This is a genomic window from Microbacterium sp. MPKO10 (genome assembly GCF_026107415.2).
In the GTDB taxonomy this organism is placed as follows: Bacteria; Actinomycetota; Actinomycetes; order Actinomycetales; family Microbacteriaceae; genus Paramicrobacterium.
In genome coordinates this window covers 185,819-205,459 of sequence record NZ_JAPCHX010000004.1, presented here as the reverse complement: position 1 = coordinate 205,459, position 19,641 = coordinate 185,819, and the positions used below count along the sequence as shown (strand labels likewise).

Genomic DNA, 19,641 nt, shown 5'->3' with positions numbered 1-19,641 from the left:
CGTCGCGAGTGCGACTTCAGTTTATGGGTTCCCTGGTCAGACGCTGAGGAGACGTGCCACGTGACTCGAGACGAGGTCGTTCTCGATGAGGAACGCATCATGCCCGAAATCGGAGGTAATGACCGCCGGGCTGTCGCCATCGATGTTTCCGGGCGCCAGCGCGGCGATCAGCTCCTGGCCATCGACGGGGAACAGACGGTCGCTGTCGATGCCGAGCACGAGCGTCGGCATCGTGATGCGGGCGCAGGCTGCTTGGACACCACCGCGCCCCCGGCCGACATCGTGCGAGTTCATCGCCTCGACGAGCACGGTGTAGCTGTTCGCATCGAAACGCCGCGTGAACTTGTTGCCGTGGAAGTCGATGTACGACTCGACGGCGAAACGGCCGCCGCGTCCGAGTGGGCTGATTTCAGACTGCCAGGAACGTGCGAACCGAGCGTTGAGCTCGTGCGGGCTGCGGTAGTTGATCATCGCGAGTCGCCGTGCCAACGCGAGCCCGCGATACGGACCATTCCCATCGGCCGCATCATAATAGGCGCCACCGCTGAAGTGAGGGTCGGTGCGGACCGCCTCGATCTGCACCGTGTTCTGAGCGATCTGATCCGCCGTCGACTCCGGCGGTGCTGCGATGATGGCGAGCCGTGTCACGCGTTCCGGGAACGACGCCCCCCACTCGAGAGCGTGCATCCCGCCCATGGAGCCGCCGACGACGGCGGCCCACGCGTCGATCTGGAGGGTATCCGCGAGGCGCGCCTGCGCGATGACCTGATCGCGAATCGTGGTGTAGGGGAAACGGGATCCCCACTCGGTGCCGTCCGGGGCGAAGCTGGCGGGCCCGGTCGACCCCTGGCAGCCGCCGAGCATGTTCGGCGCCACGACGAAGTAGCGATCGGTATCGATCACCTTTCCGGGGCCGACAATGCCCTCCCACCATCCCGCGGTGGGGTGACCGGCACCCGCTGGCCCGCGCACATGCGAATCCCCGGTGAGCGCGTGGAGGATCAAGATCGCATTGTCTCGGTTCTCATTGAGCGTTCCCCAGGTCTCATACGCGAGACGCACGAACGGGACTCGTCCGCCTGCTTCGAACGTGAACTCCCCAATGCCCGCAAACAGGCGACTTCCGGGTGGGTCGCCGTCGCGCCACGCGCCCGTCGCCGGTGGGCGGCCGATGACCGTGCGCCTGTCTGCGTCCGTGATGAAGCTCCACGGCACGGTGTCGTCGAGTCGCTGGGAGTCCATACAGCCATTGTCTCGGTCACGAGAGGTATGAGCGGGCATTATTACGCGACGGTTCTTGCACCGACTCGTCAACAACGACGGCGGGGCGGATGCTGTCAGCATCCGCCCCGCCGTGTGACCACGTCAGAAGGTCAACGTGTCGCCTGCGAGATCTCGCGCGCAGCGTCGAATGCCTGCTGCAGGTCTGCCTTGAGGTCGTCGAGGTTTTCGAGGCCGACGGAGAGGCGCACCAGACCGGGAGTGACGCCCGCGGTGAGCTGCTGCTCGGGGGAGAGCTGCGAGTGCGTCGTCGATGCCGGGTGGATGACGAGCGAGCGCACATCGCCGATGTTCGCCAGGTGCGAGAACAGCTGCAGGCTGTTCACGAAGGCACGGCCCGCGTCGACGCCGCCCTTGAGCTCGAACGAGAGAACTGCGCCGACGCCCTTCGGTGCGTACGTGTTCGCCTTCTCATACCAGGGGCTCGACGGCAGACCCGAGTAGTTGACGCTCGCGATGTCCGGGTGCTCTTCAAGCCACTCGGCGATCTCCTGCGCGTTCTGCACGTGACGCTCGATCCGCAGCGAGAGCGTCTCGATGCCCTGGATGAGCTGCCAGGCGCTCGCCGGGGCGATGGCCGAACCGAGGTCGCGCAGCAGCTGCACGCGCGCCTTGATGATGTAGGCAATCGAGTCGCCCAGAACCGTCGTGTAGCTCGCGCCGTGGTACGACGGGTCCGGCTCGGTGAGGCCGGGGAACTTGTCGACGTGCTTCGACCATTCGAACTTTCCGCCGTCGACGATGACGCCGCCGATGACGGTGCCGTGACCGCCGAGGAACTTCGTGGCCGAGTGCACGACGATGTCGGCACCGTGGTCGAGCGGGCGGATGAGGTACGGCGTGGCAATCGTGTTGTCGACGATCAGCGGCACGTCGTTGCTGTGGGCGATGTCTGCGACACCGGAAATGTCGAGAACGTTGATGCGCGGGTTGCCCACGGTCTCGGCGAAGAGCGCCTTCGTGTTGGGGCGGATGGCCCGGCGCCACTCGTCGAGGTCGTCCTGATCCTCGACGAACGTCACCTCGATGCCGAGCTTCGCGAGCGTGTACTTGAAGAGGTTGTACGTTCCGCCGTAGATCGATGACGACGAGACGACGTGGTCTCCCGCCTGGGCGATGTTCAGGATCGAGAACGTTGACGCGGCCTGGCCGGACGCGAGCAACAGTGCCCCTGTCCCGCCTTCGAGGGCTGCGACGCGCTGCTCAACGACGTCCTGCGTCGGGTTCTGGATGCGCGTGTAGATGTTGCCGAACTCGGCGAGGGCGAAGAGGTTCTTCGCGTGCTCCGTGTTGTCGAAGACGTAGCTTGTGGTCTGGTAGATCGGAGTCGCGCGGGACTTCGTCACGGGGTCGGGAGCGGCCCCCGCGTGAATCTGAATCGTCTCGAACTTCCAGTTCGCCTGTGCGTCAGTCATGATGTTCCTCTGTCGTCGGGTGGGGTCGCTTGACCAGTGGTATCTGTCACCGAGAGTACGCATCCGGGCGGCCCGGGCCAAGGGATGCTGAAACATGACGTCATGTTGGCGTGCGTGGTTCTCGTAGAATGCGTCGATGGACGCCACACCTCAGACCCGTCAGCTCTGGACCGATCTGCCTGAGACACTCACGACGCGTATCGGCGCTCTGATCGGCGACGTCGTCTCGGCCGAAAGCCAGCCGCGAGGCTTCTCCACAGGCGTTGCTGCTCGCGTGACGACATCGACAGGCGGGCGGGCCTTCGTCAAGGCGGCTGATCGCCGGCGGAATGCGGGCACCGTTGATCTGCATCGTCGCGAAGCGGAGATCCTCCGTGAGCTGCCCCTCGCCCCTGTTGCTCCACGGCTCATTGGCGCGGCGGACGACGCCGACTGGTTCGCTCTCGTGGTCGAAGACATCGAGGGGCGCCATCCGGGCACTCACACAGGTGACACGGTACGCGTGCTCGATGCTCTGCACGCGCTGCCCCCGCTCACCGATGACCACGGTCTCCCGGTGTCCGCCGAGGCGGAGGCAGAGGCGATGCGGGGCTGGCACCACCTCGACGATGCGCCGAGCGGCGTCGTGCCGCCCTGGGCCGAGCAGCACCGTGAGGTTCTCGCTGAGTGTGCTGACGGCGCGGCCGAGGCGTTGCGAGGCGAGTCGCTTCAGCACGTCGACACGAGAGACGACAACATTCTCATCGAGCTGGACGGCACCGTGCGCATCATCGACTGGCCGTGGGCGAGCATCGGCTGCGGCTGGTTCGATGCCCTCGGCTACCTGATCGACGCACGGATGCGCGGCGAGCGTATCGATACCGCCGCACTGCTGGAGCAGCATCCGGTCTTCGCTGACGCCACAGTCGAGAACATCACCGCAGTTCTCGCCGGACTCGCCGGACATTTTCTCGACAAAGGACGCCGGCCGGCTCCGCCCTTCATGCCAGCGCTCAGAGCATTCCAACGCGCTGAGGGCCTGACGGCGCTTGCGTGGGCATGCGAGCGAGTGGAGCGTGCGCCCCGCACCAAATAGGGTTGACGCATGACCTTTCGCCGCGCCGTCGTTACAGGAGCAAGCTCGGGAATCGGATGGGCGACTGTCGCCCGACTCGTTGAACACGGATGGGATGTCGTGGGCGTCGCTCGGCGGGCAGACCGGCTCGACGAGTTGAAGAGACAGACCGGCGCAGATGTGCGCGTGTGCGATGTCACGAACCAGCAGGATGTCGACGCGCTCGCCGCCTACATCTCCGACACCGGCGGTGCTGACGTCGTCGTCAGCAATGCGGGTGGGGCCCTCGGGCTCGCGACAGTTGAAGAGTCATCTGTCGACGACTGGGCGCGAATGTTCGACGTGAACGTCCTCGGCACGAAGCGCGTGGTGTCGGCGCTGCTGCCGGTGCTGCGTCGCTCCATCGAGCAGGGCCGCGCAGCATCCATTCTCGGCATCACCTCGATTGCCGGGCAGGTGGCTTATGAGAAGGGCGGCGGGTACAACGCCGCCAAGTTCGGGCAGCGCGCCCTGCTTCAGGCTCTGCGCCTCGAACTCGCCGGTGAGCCGATCCGGGTGATCGATGTAGCGCCCGGCCTCGTGCACACCGAGGAGTTCTCGCTCGTGCGCCTCGGCGGCGACAAACAGGCGGCGGATGCTGTTTACGCCGACGTGCCGAACCCGCTCACCGCCGATGACATCGCCGAGACGATCGTGCACGCCCTCGAACTGCCCGCACACGTCAACATCGACCAGATCACCGTAAAACCCGTCGCCCAGGCGGCACCGCACAAACTCGTCAGAGGAGAATTGAAGGTCACCACATGAGCGATGAACGAGAAGTACTCAGCTGGGACGACTTCGGTGCCGCATCACGCGACTTGGCTCGTCAGGTGCTCGACGGCGGATACCGACCGGACATCGTCGTCGCCGTCGCGCGCGGCGGGCTGCTACTCGCTGGTTCGATCGCGTATGCGCTCGGCACGAAGAGCTGCGGAAGCATTAACGTGGAGTTCTACACAGACATCCACGAGACGCTTCCGGAACCGGTCGTCCTCCCGCCCGCGCTCGACGCGCCGAGCCTGAACGGCAAACGCGTCCTGCTCGTCGATGACGTCTCCGACTCGGGCAAGACACTCGCGCTCGTCGTCGAGCTTCTCGGCACGCACGGCGCCGACGTGCGATCCGTCACCCTCTACTCGAAGCCGCGCACCGTTCTCGAGCCGGACTTCGTCTGGCGCCGCACCGATAAGTGGATCACGTTCCCGTGGTCGGCGCTCCCGCCGGTCAACGCCGGTGCCCATGACGCGGAGGCCACCGCATGAGCATCTATCTGAGTGGAGGGGGCGATGCCCCGCTCGCCGATTTCATTGCGGATGCTGCGGTCAGCAGCGCCCGCCGGGGCGCCGACGTGCCGCGCATCGCCGTGATCTACACCGGGCGGGCCTTTCGTCGGACGACTCCAGACGAGGTGGCCGATGCTCTCAGCGACGCAGGCCCCTGCGAACCGGTTGTGCGCGAGTACGACGCGCAGCAGGAGGCAGCGCTCGCCGACTTCGTCGACATCGATGCCATCTATGTCTCGGGAGGAGATCCGCGGGAGTATCTGCGCGCTCTGCAACCCGTCATCGGCGAGATTCGTCGTCGCGTCGCCGAAGGCACTCCCTTTTTCGGCACGTCGGCTGGCGCCCTCATTGCTGCGGACAAAGCACTCGTCGCCGGGCACAGCATCGGTGGTGTCGCGGTGGCTCCCGAAGAGATTGGCGACGGCACGGCTGAGCTCGAGATCGCCGAGGGCATCGGCCTCGTCGACATCACGATCGACGTGCACGCCGCTCAATGGGGCACCGTCTCACGGCTTATCGCCGCGACCGAAGCGGGGCTCGTCTCAGGAGGCGTCGCGATCGATGAGGACACAGCGCTTGTCGTGACCGATGGTGGTCTGCATGTGCAGGGAACCGGCTCGATCTGGCAGGTGATGCCCGGGGAGCACGGTGTGACCGTGTCGACGGCGGCGGCATCGTGAGCCCCATGACGCTGCCAGAGCTGGCAGCATCCGGTTCGATGGACCCTGGTTGGGCCGAGGCCCTCGCACCTGTCGCGGGCACGATTGCGCAGATGGGGGACTTTCTGCGTGCCGAGACCGCGGCCGGGCGCGGCTACCTGCCGCGCGGAAGCCAGGTTCTGCGAGCATTCGAGCAGCCGCTCGCCGACGTGCGTGTGCTGATCGTCGGTCAGGACCCGTACCCGACTCCGGGGCACCCGATCGGGCTCTCGTTCGCCGTCGACCCCGACGTGTCACCGCTTCCGCGCAGTCTGCAGAACATCTACCGTGAGCTGAACGACGATCTCGGCATCCCGCCAGCCGCGACGGGCGACCTCACCGCGTGGTCGCGGAACGGGGTCATGCTGCTCAACCGCGTGCTGACGGTGACGCCCGGGTCCCCGGCGTCGCATCGCGGCAAGGGGTGGGAAGCCGTCACCGAACACGCTATTCGGGTTCTCGTCGAGCGCGATGCTCCGCTTGTGGCGTTGCTGTGGGGTCGCGATGCGCAGAATCTGCAGCCCATGCTGGGGCAGACGCCCGTCGTTGCCAGCGCGCACCCGAGCCCACTGTCTGCGTCGCGTGGCTTCTTCGGCTCGCGGCCGTTCTCACGCGTGAACGAACTGCTCGCACAGCAGGGCGCCGCTGACGTCGATTGGCGCGTCGCCCCCTGATTCCTGCGTCCCCAACGGTTCGACGTGGCACCGGAAAATGGCCATTGGGGGCGCACAAGCGACGGGAGGCTGGGCACCGCGGTGCCGGGTGCGAACGCTGACAGAGCGCGTCACAGGGACGGCAGCGCGTCGGCTGAGCCACGGCGAAGCCGGAGTGGGTAGCCTCGGTGTATGTCGGAACTTCATGACCTCGGAGCCCTGGACCTCTGGCAGTCGCTTCAGCGGGGTGAGACCACGCCGACGACGGTGGCCGAACACGCTCTTGAGCGAGCCGAGCGTCTCAACCCGCGTATCAACGCCCTCACGACACTGACTCCGGATGCTGCAAGGCAGCGCGCGCGAGACGTCGAAGAGTCTCAGGACAGCACGGGGATGCTGTGGGGTCTCCCACTCGCTGACAAAGACCTCGTCAACCGCGCCGGGGTTCCGACGGGTTTCGGATCGCGGCTGTTCCCGGGCGTCGCGGCGGCGGCATCCGATGAACTCGTCGATGTTCTCGACGCGGCGGGCGCGGTCAGCATCGGCAAGACAGCGACGCCCGAGTTCGGTCTCGCCGGCTATACGGAGCCTCTCGCGACCGGTCCCGTGCGCAACCCGTGGGATCCTTCTCTCGGCGTCGGCGGGTCGAGCGGGGGAGCGGCAGCGGCCGTCGCCGCACGGATTCTGCCGTTCGCACCCGGAAGCGACGGCGGGGGCTCCATTCGTATTCCGGCGGCGGCATGCGGGCTCGTCGGCATCAAACCCTCGCGCGGGCTGATCCCGGCGGCGAGCGGAAACACCTCCCTCGGCGGGCTGTCTGTGGGCGGCGCCCTGGCACGCACCGTCGCCGACACGGCGCTGCTTCTCGACGGCATGATCGGTCGGGTGAACGGGCGGATCATGCATCACGACACGCTGCGCGCCCCCGAGCAGGTGACGGGCGAGCTGCTCGGGTCAGCGGTGCGCGGCGAAGGGCGCTTTCAGCTGGGCGTCATGACGAACACGCCGTTCGATGACGAGCTCGACATCGTCGTCGATCCGGAGGCAGATTCCGCGGTTGACGAGGCCGTGCGATTCTTCTCCGATATGGGACACGGCGTCGAGGAGTTCGCGCTCGAACACGATGGCCGCTACGCGGAACGATTCCAGGCGCTCTGGCATGCGTCGGCAGCGTCGCTCCCGGTCGACGGCGAGCAGCTGATCGAGCTCGAGCCGCTGACCCGCCACCTGGTGGAGCGGGGCCGCGCGATGTCCGCACGGGAGCTGATCGCCGTGCTCGCCGCCCTCAACGCTTTCGAGCGCAGCGTCATCTCGCAGTTCTCTCGATTCGACGCCGTGATGACGCCGACGCTCGCTCTCACACCGCGCCCGCTCGGCTGGTTCGATCCGGAAGACGCCGAGCACAACTTCCGCCAGCAGTGCGAGTACGAGCCGTACACCTCGTTCGTGAACGTCGCAGGACTCCCCGCCATTACGCTGCCCGTTGCCCAGACAGCCAAGGGGCTGCCGATGGGTGTGCAGCTGATCGGTCAGCCGGGTGGAGAGGCGACGCTGTTCGCGCTCGGAGCACAGCTGGAGCGCCGCATCCGCTGGCATGAGCGCCGCCCCGCTCTCGCGTGACCACCTCATGCCACGAACCCTGACCCTTTCGCACGTGACCATGCCATGAGACAAACGCTCACCGGTTCTCGCAAAAACTACTCATGACCCTGTACAGCTCGGGCACCGCGAGGATCACTCGTGCGTCGGCGCATCCGGGATGTCGAGGACGGGCACGGCGTCGAGAAGCCGGCGCGTGTACGGATGCTGCGGGGCAGCGAGCACGTGCGCGGTCGCGCCCTGCTCCACGATGCGTCCGTCGGTCATGACGGCGACGTCCTCGCAGAGATCCCGCACCACCCCGATGTCGTGCGAGACCAGAACGAGCGTGAGTCCCAGCTCGGTGGTCAGCCCCGCCAGCAGCTCTAGAATTTGGGCGCGCACCGTGACGTCCAGAGCGCTCACGGGCTCATCGCCAACGAGCATGCACGGCTTGTGCACGATGGCCCTGGCCAGAGCAATCCGCTGGCGCTGTCCGCCCGAGAACTCGTGCGGGTAACGTCCCGCCATCTCGGCATCGAGGCCCACCTGATCCAGAACCTCGAGAACGCGTTGCCTGTGGTCACCGGGAATGCGCAGGCCCCAGAGCGGTTCAGAGACGATGCGCCCGACGGTCATCCGCGGATCGAGCGACGCGTACGGATCCTGAAAAACGATTCCCGTCTGCCGACGGAACCAGGCAGCGCGACGACCGCGTGACACGGCCCGACCCCGAAATTCCACAGTGCCCGTCGTCGGACTGTCGAGCGCGAGCATCAGCCGCACGAGCGTCGACTTTCCCGACCCTGATTCGCCGATGACCCCCAGTGAGCGTCCCTCGTGGATATCGAGGCTCGTGGGTTCGAGCGCGTGCGTGACGCGGCGCGGCGCGAACAGCGCCTCGCGCCTGTCGGCGTAGTTGCGAGACAGCTCGGAGACACGCAGGAGTGGGGCGGTCATGGGGCCTCCGGCTTCTGCCAGCTCGTCGCGCGCGCAGCATCCACGATCCGCCGGGCGATGGGGGAGGCGGGTGCTCGGAGCAGATCCTCGACGCTGCCCGATTCTGCCACCTGTCCTCGTTCGAGTACGAGAGCGCGGGCGACGATGGACTGCAGCACGGCGAGGTCGTGAGTGATGAAGATGAGCGAGGTGCCGAGTGCATCGACGAGGCGGTCGAACAGCTCGAGGATCTCGGCCTGGATGGTCACGTCGAGCGCCGTTGTGGGTTCGTCCGCGATCAGCAGCTGCGGCTCGGCGGCGAGAGCGATGGCAATGCCGACGCGCTGGCGCTGACCGCCGGAGAGCTGGTGGGGGTAGCGCGAGAGCAACGTCTCGGGATCATTGAGCGCGACAAGCTTCGCAAGCTCCAGCGCGCGCGACCGGCACTCCGCACGGCCCAGACGCTGGTGGATGCGCACAGGTTCCATGATCTGGCGACCGATCGTACGGATCGGGTTGAGCGAGGTGCGCGGTTCCTGAAACACCATTCCGATGCGCGAGCCGCGAAGGCGTGCCAGCTCACGGTCGGGCAGACCGAGAATCTCGCGATCATCGAGCCGGATGCTGCCGGTCGCCGTCGCGCCGTCAGGCAGCAGCCCGAGCATGGCGAGTGCCGTCATCGATTTGCCCGAGCCGGACTCGCCGATGATGCCAAGCCGGTCGCCGTCTGCCACATCGAAGGAAACGGCATCGACAACGGTCCTGCCGCCGATGTTGACCGTCAGGTCACGTGCCCTGAGCGTCATGCGGTGATCACCTCCGGCCGACCGAGCCGCGGATCCGTTGCGTCACGCAGCCCGTCGCCGAGCAGATTGAATCCCAGCACCGTGATGGTGATCGCCAGCCCAGGCCACACGACAGAAAGAGGGTGGATGCCGATGTAGCTCTGCAGCTCGGCGAGGACGCGGCCCCACGACGGCGTTGAGACGGGGGCACCATAGCCGAGATAGGAGAGCCCGGTCTCAGCGAGGACGGCGACGGCCATGCACCACGAGAGCTGAACGATGAACACAGGCGCGACGTTCGGCAGCGTGTGTCGTGTGAGATTCCGCACCGGGCCGAGCCCCGCGGCGATGCCCGCTGTCACGAACTCCGACCGCGAGACGCGTCGGATCTCCGGCCGCGACACCCGCCCGACGTTCACTCCGAAGCTGATGCCGACGGCGACGATGACGACCATGATCGATCCGCCGAGCGCCGATGCGAGCATCATGGCGATGAGCAGGGTCGGGAATGCGATGAGGATGTCGATGAGCACGGCGATGATCTCGCGGAACCAGCGGGCAGTGAGAGAACCGAGCGCCGCGAAGACGACGCCGACGACGGCGGCGACGAGTGCGGAGCCGACGGCGACCTGCAGCGTGACTCGTGAGCCGGCGAGCAGGACGCTGAAGATGTCGCGCCCGATATTGTCTGTGCCAAGCAGATGCGCTGACGAGGGCGGGTGCCATTTGCTGAGAACGTCTGTGTGCACGGGATCATACGGCGTCCACACGATCGACAGCAGGGCACACGAGACGAGCGCCACCGTCGTCACCAGGCCGAAGACTCCGGCCGGGTTGCGGATGAACGTTCGCGCCCACCCACGTTGTCTCACGATCGGAACGGTCGTCGTCATGCCGCCGCCTCTCGCTGCCTCGGGTCGATCAGACGGGCGACGATGTCGACAACGGTTCCGAGGACGAGCACGAGGCCCGTCAGCACGAGAACGTCGCCCTGCACCTTCTCAAGGTCGCGATTGCCGACGTCGGTCACCAGCATCCGCCCAATTCCGGGCAGCGTGAAGAGCTGCTCGATGATCACAGCGCCCACAAGGAGGCCCGCGATCTGCAGGGCGAGAACCGAGACGACAGTGAGCGCGACGTTGGGCATGCCGTGAGTGATGAGGGCGCGGGTCCGCGTCAACCCTTTGGCGGCCGCGGTGCGCACGTAATCCTGCCCGAGAGCTTCGAGGGCCGCCGAACGGATGAAGCGCAGCAGCACTGCTCCCTCGACGACGCCGATCGTGAGCGCAGGGAGGATGAGCGCGTAGAGCGCACGCGCCGGCTCGTCCCAGCCATCCCGCGGGAAGCCCTGCGGTGGAAACCAGCCGAGACCGACGGCGAAGACGACGACGAGCAGCATCCCTGCCCACACCACGGGAACAGCGGCAATCGCCTGTGACACCATGCTCATGGCCGACCCCGTGAACGTGCGGCGTTTGAGCGCCGACAGGATGCCGAGGGGCACCGCGATGATCAGCGCGATCGCAAGCGACATCACCGTCAGGGGAAAGGTGACCTGCGCTTTTTCGACGAGTTGCGATGTGACGGAGGCGCCGGTGAGCATTGAATGGCCCAGGTCGCCGGTCACGATGCCCGAGATCCAGTCGATGTACTGAGTGAGGAGCGGCTGATCGAAACCCATTGAGCTGCGAATCGCTTCCACCTGTTCGGGTGTGCTGTCCGTACCGGCGATCACCTGCGCGACGTCGCCGGGCAGAATCCGGAGCGTCGCGAAGATGAGTGCGCTTGCGACGAGCAGGCCCAGCAGAAGCAGGGCGAGGCGGGTGATGACGAACCGAATCACGTGGTCACGGACAGCGAACTCAGATCGAGGCGGGCGTTGGGGGAGTCGGTCGGAAAGCCCGAGATGCCCTCGTGGATCGCCGTCAGCGTGAGGGCGTTATACAGCCAGTCTGCTGCGTGATCCTCAGCGACGATGCGGGCTGCCTCGGCAAGCTTCTCGTTGGCGGTCTCGGGATCCGTTGCGCGCACTGACTCGGTGTAAAGCTTCTGGACGTCTGTGTTGTCGTAGCCGAAATAGTAGTCGGGGTTCGCCCAGTTGCCGAAGTCGCGCGGCTCCAGATGATCGACGAAACTCAGGTCGTAATCGTGATTCGTGTAGACGTCGTTGAGCCACGTCGAGAACTCGACGGAATCGACGGTCAGGGTCACCCCGATCTGCTTGTACGCCGACACGAGAACGTTGGCGACGGTTGTGCCATAGATGTTGGGGACGGTGAGCGTCAGCGAGAGGTCGTCGACTCCGGCGTCGGCCAGGAGACTCTTGGCCTTCTTGGGGTTGTACGGGCGCAGCGATGTGAGATCTTCATAGCCGGGGTCGAGGGGCGGGATCGGGCCGCCCATCTCCACGCCGGCTCCTCCGATTGCGTCGATGACCGCCGCGTGATCGACAGCGAGCTGCAGCGCCTCGCGCACGCGCACATCGTCAAGAGGCTCGCGCTGGTTGTTGAACGCGAGTGTGTATTTATCCGTCGTCTTTCCCTCGTGCACCGTGAAATCGGTGCCTTCGAACTGAGTCTGCAGATTCGGGTCGACGGCCGTCAGCACATCGAGATCGCCCGCGAGTGCCGCGTTGACTCCTGCAGTGGTGTCACCGATATACACGAAGACGACTTCGCCGACCTTGGCGGCATCCCCCCAATAATCGTCGTTGCGTGCGAGGGTGATCGAGTCACCCTGCTTCCACTCCTCGAGTGTGAACGGGCCCGTGCCGTTCGCCGTGGTCGACAGGTCGTTGTCCGCTGACTCATCGAGCACGAGTCCCGCGCGTCCACTGAGGTTCCAGAGCAGATTGGAGTCGGGCTCGGAGAGCGTCAGGGTGACCGTGTCGTCGTCGGTGGCGGTGATCTTCGTGACCGCGGACAGCAGCTCGTGATCCCGCAGCTCTGCATCGTCTTTCACCTGCGTGAGTGACCACACGACATCGTCGACGGTCAGGTCATCACCGTTGTGGAACGTGACACCGTCGTTGATGTCAAACGTGTAGGTGAGTCCATCATCGCTGATCGAGTGCGACGCCGCGATCGTGTCGACGATATCGCCAGACGGCGTGCGCGACACCAGTCCCTGGTACACGTTGTCAATGAGAACCTGGTCGAGAGCGGCCCCGGAGGTGCGCCGAATATCGAGGTCAGTCGGCTCGAGGACGAGCCCGACCGTGACAGACTCACCCTCTGACCCGCTGTACTCGTCGCCCTGGCCGCTGCAGCCGCTCAGCACGAGGGCTGAGATCGCGGCAATGCCGAGTGCGGCATAAAGGGTTCTCATACGCGGTGGATCCTTTCGATCGGGCTCATCGGTCGTGCCCAGGAGCCGGGTGCCCGACGCGCCGACGAGCAGCCGTGACGTTCGGAGCGAGACTCCGAGATGACTCGAGCGTATACACAGGGATCATCCTCGTGAACATTGTGCCCCGTGTCGAGTTGAATGACGCACCCGACCCGTCACATCTCGACATCCTCGACGCTTCACTGCCGGTGCACACGCGACGCGGCTACAGTAGTGATGCATGGCCCCATCATCTCGCATTCACCCGTCACGGACGCACCGCGACGCATACGCTGCGCTCAGAGAGCTCTCGACAACGGTCGGCTCGATCGCGTCTGACGCGGGCATCGATCCGATTCTCACCGAGCTCGTTCAGATGCGGGCGTCGCAGATCAACGGATGTGCGTACTGCCTTGACGTCCACGCGCGCTCGCTCGCGAAGCTTGGCGAGAGCGCGCAGCGCGTCGCCGTTCTGCCTGCGTGGCAGGAAGCCGGCCTGTTCTCGCCGCGAGAATGCGCTGCGCTGAGGCTGACGGAGGCGATCACGCTCATCCACGACGGGCAGCTGCCCGATGACGTGTACCGCGAGGCCACCGAGCTGTTCACCGCGGAACAGTATGCCGCCCTCGTGTGGGTGATCGTGACGATCAACTCGTTCAACCGCATTGCGATCACTGGGCGCTACGACATCGAACCGCAGCCAGGTTAGGTGTGGCTATACTAAGAAGATCATGACGCAGACTCGAACACGCGGCGTCGGCGCGCACGCGCGACGCGACCCTCGCGGCCTGGGGCACCTGTACTTGCTCACGGCAGACGAGACGTCGCTCGCCGAGCTTGAGGCCGCACTCCAGGCCGTTCCGTACTGTGCGCGCGGACGAGTGTTCATTGAGGTCGAATCGGGTGCCGACATTGGCAGCATCGACGTTCCGACGCGTATGACCGTCACCTGGCTGACTCGGCAGACACGATCGGGAGCTCCCGGCACAGGCACAGCGTGCGCGGCCGGGGAAGCACTCGGGCGAGCGGTGAACGCGTGGTCCGATGAGATGCTCTATGCCACGAGTGACACTCCGCACATCTGGCTTGCGGGACACTATCGGGGCGTCGCCGCTGTGCACGAGCACCTCGTCTCGGACCTCGGCGTGGACCCCCACAGCATCACGGCGCCGGTGGCCTACGGACTCAGTCGCTGAGCGCTGGCGACGCATCGGATGCCCGATGTCACACTGAACATTGACGTCACTCTGAGCACTGACGACACATTGCCGCTGGTGCGTTCGCGCGTAGGCGGCGGCTCGAGAACGACAACCCCGTGCGTCCTGCGTCGGCGATGTTCGACAGCATCCGCTCGATCGTCACCGGTAGAGAGGTGCCCGCGACCCAAACGGAAGACCTCGCGATCGCTCGCGGGGATCGGGAGCGCGCAGGCCAGACGCCCCATGTGCGCGACGTGTGAGCACCAACGCACTTGCGTGATTTAGGTTAGGCAACCCATACTGGAAGGGTGACTCACTCGACGGATGCTGCAGAGCTGACCCAGGAGCGCCCGGCGTTCAGCAACTTTGACCTCCGCGTCCGGAGGATTCGAGAACTCAGCCCGCACTTCACGCGCGTGACATTCACCGGTGACGATCTGGCGCACTTCGGAACCGAAGGCCTCGATCAGCGGATCAAAGTCGTCTTGCCACTTCCTGACACAGGATTCGAGACGTTCCCGATGGGACGGGACTGGTACACCGACTGGCGCGCGCTGCCCGATCATGAGCGCAACGACTTCCGCACCTACTCGATTCGCGCCATCCGCGTGCCCGAGCGCGAACTCGACGTCGATTTTGTCGCGCACGGCGATGGCGGCCCAGCCTCTCGTTGGGCGTTGCACGCCACGGTTGGCGACCGCGCAATCATCGTGGGACCAGACGCGCGCAGCAGCGTGCGGGGCTCCGGTTTGACCTGGAACCCGGGGTCTGCCCGACACTTGCTGATCGCCGGGGACGAAACCGCCGTTCCCGCCATCAGCGCGATTCTCGAGCAGCTTCCGGATTCAGCTGTCGGGCGCGTGTTCCTCGAGGTTCCGAGCCGTGACGACATTTTGACGCTCGATGCGCCGGCCGGCATGGTCATCCAGTGGATCCCGCGCATGTCACCGCATCGTGACTACGGACTCGGCCTCGTCTCAGCCGTCCGTGACTGGGTGGGCGAGCATGTGCGCGCGGTGGCGGGATCCTCCGTCGACCTCGACGACGTCGATATCAATCGCGAAATCCTCTGGGACGTTCCCGATGTCACGGCTGCGCCGGGACCCGAGGACATGTACGCCTGGATTGCGGGCGAGGCCTCCGCGGTCAAGACGATTCGCCGGTATCTCGTCTCTGAGTGCGGCCTCGATCGCCGGTCCGTCGCCTTCATGGGTTACTGGCGGCTCGGCAAAGCCGAAGGCTGAGCCCAGACACCCCTCATTCGAAAGGACACCTGTGTCTTCATTGCGCGCGCTCGGCAGCGCTCTTCTCGTGGCTGCCACTCTCGCCGCCGTCACCGGCTGCGCCTCGTCGTCGGATAAGACGGCGGACGAATCCGCGGATTCAGCGTTTCCCGTCAGCATTGACAGCGCCCTCGGCACCGCTGAGATTCCCGAGCGGCCCGAACGCATCGTGACGCTGGGGCAGGGGACGGCAGACACCGTCGTGGCGCTCGGGCTGACCCCGGTGGCGATCGAATCCGACCCCTGGGGCGGAGATGCCGAGGGCTACCAGCCCTGGGTGCGCGAAGCCATCGAGAAGCGCGGCGACACGCTTCCGGAACTCATAGAGACCGGAACGGAGATCGACATGGATACGATCATCGCCGCGGATCCGGACGTGATTCTCGCCCCGCAGTCCGGGCTGACGCAGGATCAGTACGATGTGCTGTCCGACCTCGCCCCCACCGTCGCCTACCCCGGCCAGGCATGGAGCACGCCCTGGGACGAGCAGATCAGCCTCATCGGCGAATCGCTCGGACGCGCGGACGAGGCCGCCGCGCTCACGCAGGAGATCCGCGACACCCTCGGCTCCGTCGCCGAGGCACACCCGGAGTGGAGCGGAACCACGTTCGCCTACACGTACACGTCGACGCCGGGAACGCTCGGAGTCTTCCAACCGAACGAGCCGCGTGTCGCGATTCTTGAGCTCATGGGTCTCACGCCGGCGCCGTTCATCGAGGATCTGCCCGTTGACGAGGGCACGGCATCCAGCACACTCGGACTTGAGAACGCCGACGCTCTCGACGACACGGACCTGCTGTTCACCTGGTTCAGCGATGAAGACTCACAGGCCGAAATCGAGTCGCAGCCGCTGTACGCTCAGATTCCCGCCATCGAGCGCGGCTCGGATGTCACCATCTACGACCACCAGTTCGTGACGGCGGCCAGCCTCATCACTCCGTTGAGCGTCCCGTGGGTCCTCGACGATTACACCTCCCTCATCGATCACGCACTGGAGAACCTCTGATGAATCGCCTGATCCGCGGCGCAGCTGCTGCCGCCGTCGTCGCCCTGGCCCTGACCGGCTGCTCCAGCGCATCGGACACCGCCGATGACGCCCCCTCGGGTGATGGCGCGTTCCCCGTGTCGATCGACAGTGCTCTGGGCACAGCCGAGATCCCCGAGAAGCCGGAACGCATCGTCTCGATCGGCTGGGGAACACCCGACATCGTCGTTGCGCTCGGTGAGACCCCCGTCGCAATTGAGGAGGACACCTGGGCCGGTGATGACGACGGCATCCTCCCGTGGTTGCGCGACGCGATTGAAGAAAACGGCGACACCGTGCCCGAGACGTTCTCGGTCTACCCGGAGATCGACATGGATGCTGTCATCTCGGCAGACCCCGATGTCATCCTCGCCCCGCAGTCCGGGCTGACGCAGGATCAGTACGACATCCTGTCCGAGCTCGCCCCGACGGTCGCCTACCCGGATGCTGCCTGGCAGACCGACTGGAAGACGCAGATCTCCACGGTGGCGACAGCGCTCGGCCGCGCCGACGATGCTGACACGCTCATCGGCGACATCGATGACCAGCTCGCGGCCGCGGCGTCCGAGCATCCAGAATTCGACGGTGTCTCGTTCGCCTACGTGTACGCCGGGAAGCCGGGGGAGCTCTCCGTGTACCTGGACGGGGACCCGCGTGTGGACCTTCTCACAGCTCTCGGGTTCGAACTGGATCCCGCTGTGGCCGATCTTGCGCCGGACGAGGGAACATTCACGGCGACGCTGGGGATCGAAAACGCTGACATGCTCGACGATGTGGATGTGCTGTTCACCTGGTACAACTCTGATGATGAGAAGGCGAGCGTTGTCGACCAAGAGCTCTGGCAGCAGATTCCCGCAGTGCAGCAGGGCGCCGTCGTCGAGTTCATCTCGAACAGAGAGCTGGGCATGGCGACGAGCGTTCTGACTCCGCTCAGCGTTCCGTGGGCGCTCAACGAGTACCTGCCGTTGATCTCGGAGGGCGTCTCACACGTCGATGGCTGAGCGCCGACGGCACAGCGCCGGCCGCTACGCCTGGGGCGTGGCGGCCGCCGTCGTGCTGCTCGGCCTCGCTATTGTTCTGAGCCTCGCCGTCGGGTCGAAGCCGCTCGAGGCGCAGCAGGTCATTGCGTCACTGACCAGGCACGGAGACGACTACGTCGACGCCGTGCTGGCCAGTCGTGTGCCGCGGACGGTGCTCGGCGTGCTTGTCGGCGCAGCGCTGGCTGTCGCGGGCGGTGTCATGCAGGGCGTGACGCGCAACCCTCTCGCGGATCCTGGCCTATTCGGCATCAATGTCGGCGCGGCGGCGGCGATCGTGACGGGCATCGCGTTCTTCGGGGCGACGGTCACCGGCTACATCTGGCTCGCGCTTCTCGGTGCCGTCGTATCCGTTGTGCTTGTGTACGCGCTGGGGTCGGCGCACGGCCGGAGCGCGACGACGCGCATCGTCCTGGCCGGAGCCGTCGTGACTGCCGTTTTCTCGGCCTACGTGCAAGCGGTATCGCTCAGTCTTCCCGAGGTCTTCGATGCCTACCGCTTCTGGGTCGTCGGCTCGCTTGCCGGGCGCAGTCTTGACCAGGCCTGGCTGATCCTGCCCTTCATCATCGTCGGTCTCGTGCTGGCGTTCCTGCTGGCGCCCGGTCTTAACATGCTCGCTCTTGGAGACGACATCGCGACCTCCCTCGGCCAGCGTCCCATCGTGGTCCGGTTGCTGAGCGGTGTGGCGGTGGCGATTCTGGCGGGGGCAGCCACAGCTGGCGTCGGACCTGTGCTCTTCGTCGGACTCGCCGTCCCTCACATCGCCCGCTCCGTCTCCGGGCCCGATCATCGCCGTCTGCTCCCGCTCTGCGTTCTGCTCGGTCCCGTGCTTCTCGTGCTCTCCGACGTTCTCGGGCGAGTGATCGCTCGGCCTGACGAGATCATGGTCGGCGTGATGACGGCATTCGTCGGGGCACCGGCACTGTTCATCGCCCTGCGCCGACTGCGGGGTGATCGTGCATGACGGGGCGTCGCACTCTGCGCATTGGCACGCGAATCTCTCTGGTCCTGCACACGCGCTCCCTCCTCGTCGGGGCCGTCCTCGTGGTGCTCATCGCCGTACTGGGCATTCTCGCGCTCGGACTCGGAGATCTGGGGGTCCCGCCGACCGAACTGCCGTCGGCGCTCGTCGCCGATTCGGGTGCGGCCAGCTTTGTCGTGAAGACGCTGCGCGGGCCGCGACTGCTCGTCGCCATCGGCGCGGGAGCGGCCTTCGGCGTCAGCGGCTCGCTTTTTCAACGCGTGACGCGCAACCCTTTGGGAAGCCCCGACGTGATCGGTCTGACGGCCGGCGCTTCTGCGGGCGCTGTGGGGTTCGGCGTACTGTGGCCGGGAATCGTGCCGCTCCCTGTCGGGGCAGTCATCGGCGCGGTCGTCGCGATTGGCATCGTCTCCGTGGCGACCGGCACAGGGCTCTCGTCCCCGGGCAAGCTGATCATCGCAGGCATCGGTGTGCAGGCCATCGCTCTGTCGTTTGTGCAGTTCGTACTGACGCGCATCAAGCGTGAGCAGGCGACAGTGCTGGCGACCTGGCTGAACGGCAGTCTCGAGGCGCGGAATCTGCAGGACGTCGCCGTCATCGCTGTCGTGCTCCTTGTCGGTGGCACGGCAGCGCTCGTGGTCTCGCGGCGTCTCGCCATCGTTGAGATGGGGGACGATATCGCCGATGGCGTGGGCGCCTCGGCGTCGCGGACGCGGACGGGCGCGGTGATCATCGCCATCGTGCTGGCCGCCGGAGGCGTGGCCGTCTGCGGGCCGATTGCGTTCATCGCCCTGATGGCTCCGCATCTGGCGCGAGTCGTGGCGCGATCGCAGTCTCCGGTGGTTGCGGGGCTCACCGGCTCAGCCCTGCTGGTCGTCGCCGACATCATCGTGCAGTTCTCGCCGTTGCCGCAGCAGTTGCCCGTCGGGGTTGTGACGGCGATGATCGGGGGAGTCTTCCTCGGCTGGCTCCTCGTGTCGCAATGGCGAAAAGGCGCACTCTGAGAATGCCGCTCTTGCGACGCCGGCCCGGTCCCCGCCGCTGTGCTGCCGTGTGACGAC

20 protein-coding genes are annotated in these 19,641 nt (G+C 66.0%); 13 read left to right on the top strand and 7 right to left on the bottom strand.

Going from position 1 to position 19,641, the window contains the following annotated elements; translation table 11 throughout:
• Positions 1 to 36: 36 nt before the first annotated feature.
• On the bottom strand, positions 37 to 1,242 hold the full coding sequence (locus OK352_RS09145; RefSeq protein WP_265141165.1) for a homoserine O-acetyltransferase MetX: 1,206 nt from the start codon (positions 1,240 to 1,242) through the stop codon (positions 37 to 39).
• A gap of 131 nt (positions 1,243 to 1,373) precedes the next feature.
• On the bottom strand, positions 1,374 to 2,696 hold the full coding sequence (locus tag OK352_RS09140) for a bifunctional o-acetylhomoserine/o-acetylserine sulfhydrylase (protein ID WP_265141164.1): 1,323 nt from the start codon (positions 2,694 to 2,696) through the stop codon (positions 1,374 to 1,376).
• A 136-nt stretch (positions 2,697 to 2,832) separates the two neighbouring features.
• Here OK352_RS09140 and OK352_RS09135 point away from each other — a divergent pair, with 136 nt between their 5' ends.
• From OK352_RS09135 to OK352_RS09110, 6 genes are all read left to right on the top strand, one after another.
• A complete protein-coding gene (locus tag OK352_RS09135; protein ID WP_265141163.1) occupies positions 2,833 to 3,771 on the top strand; it encodes a phosphotransferase family protein in 939 nt (312 codons plus the stop codon).
• A gap of 9 nt (positions 3,772 to 3,780) precedes the next feature.
• Positions 3,781 to 4,557 (top strand): SDR family oxidoreductase, encoded by a 777-nt coding sequence (locus OK352_RS09130; protein WP_265141162.1) that lies wholly within the window; start codon positions 3,781 to 3,783, stop codon positions 4,555 to 4,557.
• Entirely contained in the window at positions 4,554 to 5,054 is a 501-nt protein-coding gene (locus OK352_RS09125; protein ID WP_265141161.1) for a phosphoribosyltransferase, read from the top strand. The genes OK352_RS09130 and OK352_RS09125 overlap by 4 nt, the downstream gene beginning before the upstream one ends.
• Positions 5,051 to 5,755, top strand: a complete 705-nt coding sequence (locus OK352_RS09120; RefSeq protein WP_265141160.1) for a Type 1 glutamine amidotransferase-like domain-containing protein — start codon at positions 5,051 to 5,053, stop codon at positions 5,753 to 5,755. Before OK352_RS09125 ends, OK352_RS09120 begins: the two co-directional genes overlap by 4 nt.
• A gap of 5 nt (positions 5,756 to 5,760) precedes the next feature.
• Positions 5,761 to 6,447, top strand: coding sequence for a uracil-DNA glycosylase (locus tag OK352_RS09115; protein ID WP_265141159.1), 687 nt, complete (start codon positions 5,761 to 5,763; stop codon positions 6,445 to 6,447).
• 171 nt (positions 6,448 to 6,618) lie between these two features.
• Entirely contained in the window at positions 6,619 to 8,046 is a 1,428-nt protein-coding gene (locus OK352_RS09110) for an amidase (RefSeq protein ID WP_265141158.1), read from the top strand.
• A 114-nt stretch (positions 8,047 to 8,160) separates the two neighbouring features.
• On the opposite strand, the gene OK352_RS09105 is transcribed toward OK352_RS09110, so the two are convergent.
• From OK352_RS09105 to OK352_RS09085, 5 genes are read right to left on the bottom strand one after another with little or no spacing between them, the layout of a single operon-like run.
• Complete coding sequence (locus OK352_RS09105; protein WP_265141157.1) at positions 8,161 to 8,964, bottom strand: ABC transporter ATP-binding protein; 804 nt, start codon at positions 8,962 to 8,964, stop codon at positions 8,161 to 8,163.
• Positions 8,961 to 9,749: an ABC transporter ATP-binding protein gene (locus tag OK352_RS09100; protein WP_265141156.1), complete on the bottom strand. Its 789-nt coding sequence runs from the start codon at positions 9,747 to 9,749 to the stop codon at positions 8,961 to 8,963. Before OK352_RS09100 ends, OK352_RS09105 begins: the two co-directional genes overlap by 4 nt.
• A complete protein-coding gene (locus OK352_RS09095; RefSeq protein WP_265141155.1) occupies positions 9,746 to 10,621 on the bottom strand; it encodes an ABC transporter permease in 876 nt (291 codons plus the stop codon). The genes OK352_RS09100 and OK352_RS09095 overlap by 4 nt, the downstream gene beginning before the upstream one ends.
• Positions 10,618 to 11,571, bottom strand: coding sequence for an ABC transporter permease (locus tag OK352_RS09090; RefSeq protein ID WP_265141154.1), 954 nt, complete (start codon positions 11,569 to 11,571; stop codon positions 10,618 to 10,620). The genes OK352_RS09095 and OK352_RS09090 overlap by 4 nt, the downstream gene beginning before the upstream one ends.
• Entirely contained in the window at positions 11,568 to 13,055 is a 1,488-nt protein-coding gene (locus OK352_RS09085; protein ID WP_265141153.1) for an ABC transporter substrate-binding protein, read from the bottom strand. The genes OK352_RS09090 and OK352_RS09085 overlap by 4 nt, the downstream gene beginning before the upstream one ends.
• Before the next feature lie 241 nt (positions 13,056 to 13,296).
• Here OK352_RS09085 and OK352_RS09080 point away from each other — a divergent pair, with 241 nt between their 5' ends.
• From OK352_RS09080 to OK352_RS09050, 7 genes are all read left to right on the top strand, one after another.
• Positions 13,297 to 13,764 carry a carboxymuconolactone decarboxylase family protein gene (locus tag OK352_RS09080; RefSeq protein WP_265141152.1) on the top strand — a complete coding sequence of 156 codons (468 nt, stop codon included), beginning with the start codon at positions 13,297 to 13,299 and terminating at the stop codon, positions 13,762 to 13,764.
• A gap of 22 nt (positions 13,765 to 13,786) precedes the next feature.
• Positions 13,787 to 14,251, top strand: a complete 465-nt coding sequence (locus tag OK352_RS09075) for a siderophore-interacting protein (RefSeq protein WP_265141151.1) — start codon at positions 13,787 to 13,789, stop codon at positions 14,249 to 14,251.
• 311 nt (positions 14,252 to 14,562) lie between these two features.
• Positions 14,563 to 15,498: a siderophore-interacting protein gene (locus OK352_RS09070; protein WP_265141150.1), complete on the top strand. Its 936-nt coding sequence runs from the start codon at positions 14,563 to 14,565 to the stop codon at positions 15,496 to 15,498.
• 31 nt (positions 15,499 to 15,529) lie between these two features.
• Positions 15,530 to 16,543, top strand: a complete 1,014-nt coding sequence (locus OK352_RS09065; protein WP_265141149.1) for an iron-siderophore ABC transporter substrate-binding protein — start codon at positions 15,530 to 15,532, stop codon at positions 16,541 to 16,543.
• Entirely contained in the window at positions 16,543 to 17,562 is a 1,020-nt protein-coding gene (locus OK352_RS09060; protein WP_265141148.1) for an iron-siderophore ABC transporter substrate-binding protein, read from the top strand. Before OK352_RS09065 ends, OK352_RS09060 begins: the two co-directional genes overlap by 1 nt.
• A complete protein-coding gene (locus tag OK352_RS09055) occupies positions 17,555 to 18,562 on the top strand; it encodes a FecCD family ABC transporter permease (RefSeq protein ID WP_265141147.1) in 1,008 nt (335 codons plus the stop codon). The genes OK352_RS09060 and OK352_RS09055 overlap by 8 nt, the downstream gene beginning before the upstream one ends.
• Positions 18,559 to 19,584: a FecCD family ABC transporter permease gene (locus tag OK352_RS09050; protein WP_265141146.1), complete on the top strand. Its 1,026-nt coding sequence runs from the start codon at positions 18,559 to 18,561 to the stop codon at positions 19,582 to 19,584. The genes OK352_RS09055 and OK352_RS09050 overlap by 4 nt, the downstream gene beginning before the upstream one ends.
• Positions 19,585 to 19,641: the final 57 nt, after the last annotated feature.

Excerpts from the sequence above, each read along its gene's own strand:
- OK352_RS09145 (WP_265141165.1), bottom strand. The coding sequence starts at position 1,242 with ATGGACTCCCAGCGACTCGACGACACCGTGCCGTGGAGCTTCATCACG.
- OK352_RS09140 (WP_265141164.1), bottom strand. The coding sequence starts at position 2,696 with ATGACTGACGCACAGGCGAACTGGAAGTTCGAGACGATTCAGATTCAC.
- OK352_RS09135 (WP_265141163.1), top strand. The coding sequence starts at position 2,833 with ATGGACGCCACACCTCAGACCCGTCAGCTCTGGACCGATCTGCCTGAG.
- OK352_RS09130 (WP_265141162.1), top strand. The coding sequence starts at position 3,781 with ATGACCTTTCGCCGCGCCGTCGTTACAGGAGCAAGCTCGGGAATCGGA.
- OK352_RS09125 (WP_265141161.1), top strand. The coding sequence starts at position 4,554 with ATGAGCGATGAACGAGAAGTACTCAGCTGGGACGACTTCGGTGCCGCA.
- OK352_RS09120 (WP_265141160.1), top strand. The coding sequence starts at position 5,051 with ATGAGCATCTATCTGAGTGGAGGGGGCGATGCCCCGCTCGCCGATTTC.
- OK352_RS09115 (WP_265141159.1), top strand. The coding sequence starts at position 5,761 with ATGACGCTGCCAGAGCTGGCAGCATCCGGTTCGATGGACCCTGGTTGG.
- OK352_RS09110 (WP_265141158.1), top strand. The coding sequence starts at position 6,619 with ATGTCGGAACTTCATGACCTCGGAGCCCTGGACCTCTGGCAGTCGCTT.
- OK352_RS09105 (WP_265141157.1), bottom strand. The coding sequence starts at position 8,964 with ATGACCGCCCCACTCCTGCGTGTCTCCGAGCTGTCTCGCAACTACGCC.
- OK352_RS09100 (WP_265141156.1), bottom strand. The coding sequence starts at position 9,749 with ATGACGCTCAGGGCACGTGACCTGACGGTCAACATCGGCGGCAGGACC.
- OK352_RS09095 (WP_265141155.1), bottom strand. The coding sequence starts at position 10,621 with ATGACGACGACCGTTCCGATCGTGAGACAACGTGGGTGGGCGCGAACG.
- OK352_RS09085 (WP_265141153.1), bottom strand. The coding sequence starts at position 13,055 with ATGAGAACCCTTTATGCCGCACTCGGCATTGCCGCGATCTCAGCCCTC.
- OK352_RS09080 (WP_265141152.1), top strand. The coding sequence starts at position 13,297 with ATGGCCCCATCATCTCGCATTCACCCGTCACGGACGCACCGCGACGCA.
- OK352_RS09075 (WP_265141151.1), top strand. The coding sequence starts at position 13,787 with ATGACGCAGACTCGAACACGCGGCGTCGGCGCGCACGCGCGACGCGAC.
- OK352_RS09060 (WP_265141148.1), top strand. The coding sequence starts at position 16,543 with ATGAATCGCCTGATCCGCGGCGCAGCTGCTGCCGCCGTCGTCGCCCTG.
- OK352_RS09055 (WP_265141147.1), top strand. The coding sequence starts at position 17,555 with ATGGCTGAGCGCCGACGGCACAGCGCCGGCCGCTACGCCTGGGGCGTG.
- OK352_RS09050 (WP_265141146.1), top strand. The coding sequence starts at position 18,559 with ATGACGGGGCGTCGCACTCTGCGCATTGGCACGCGAATCTCTCTGGTC.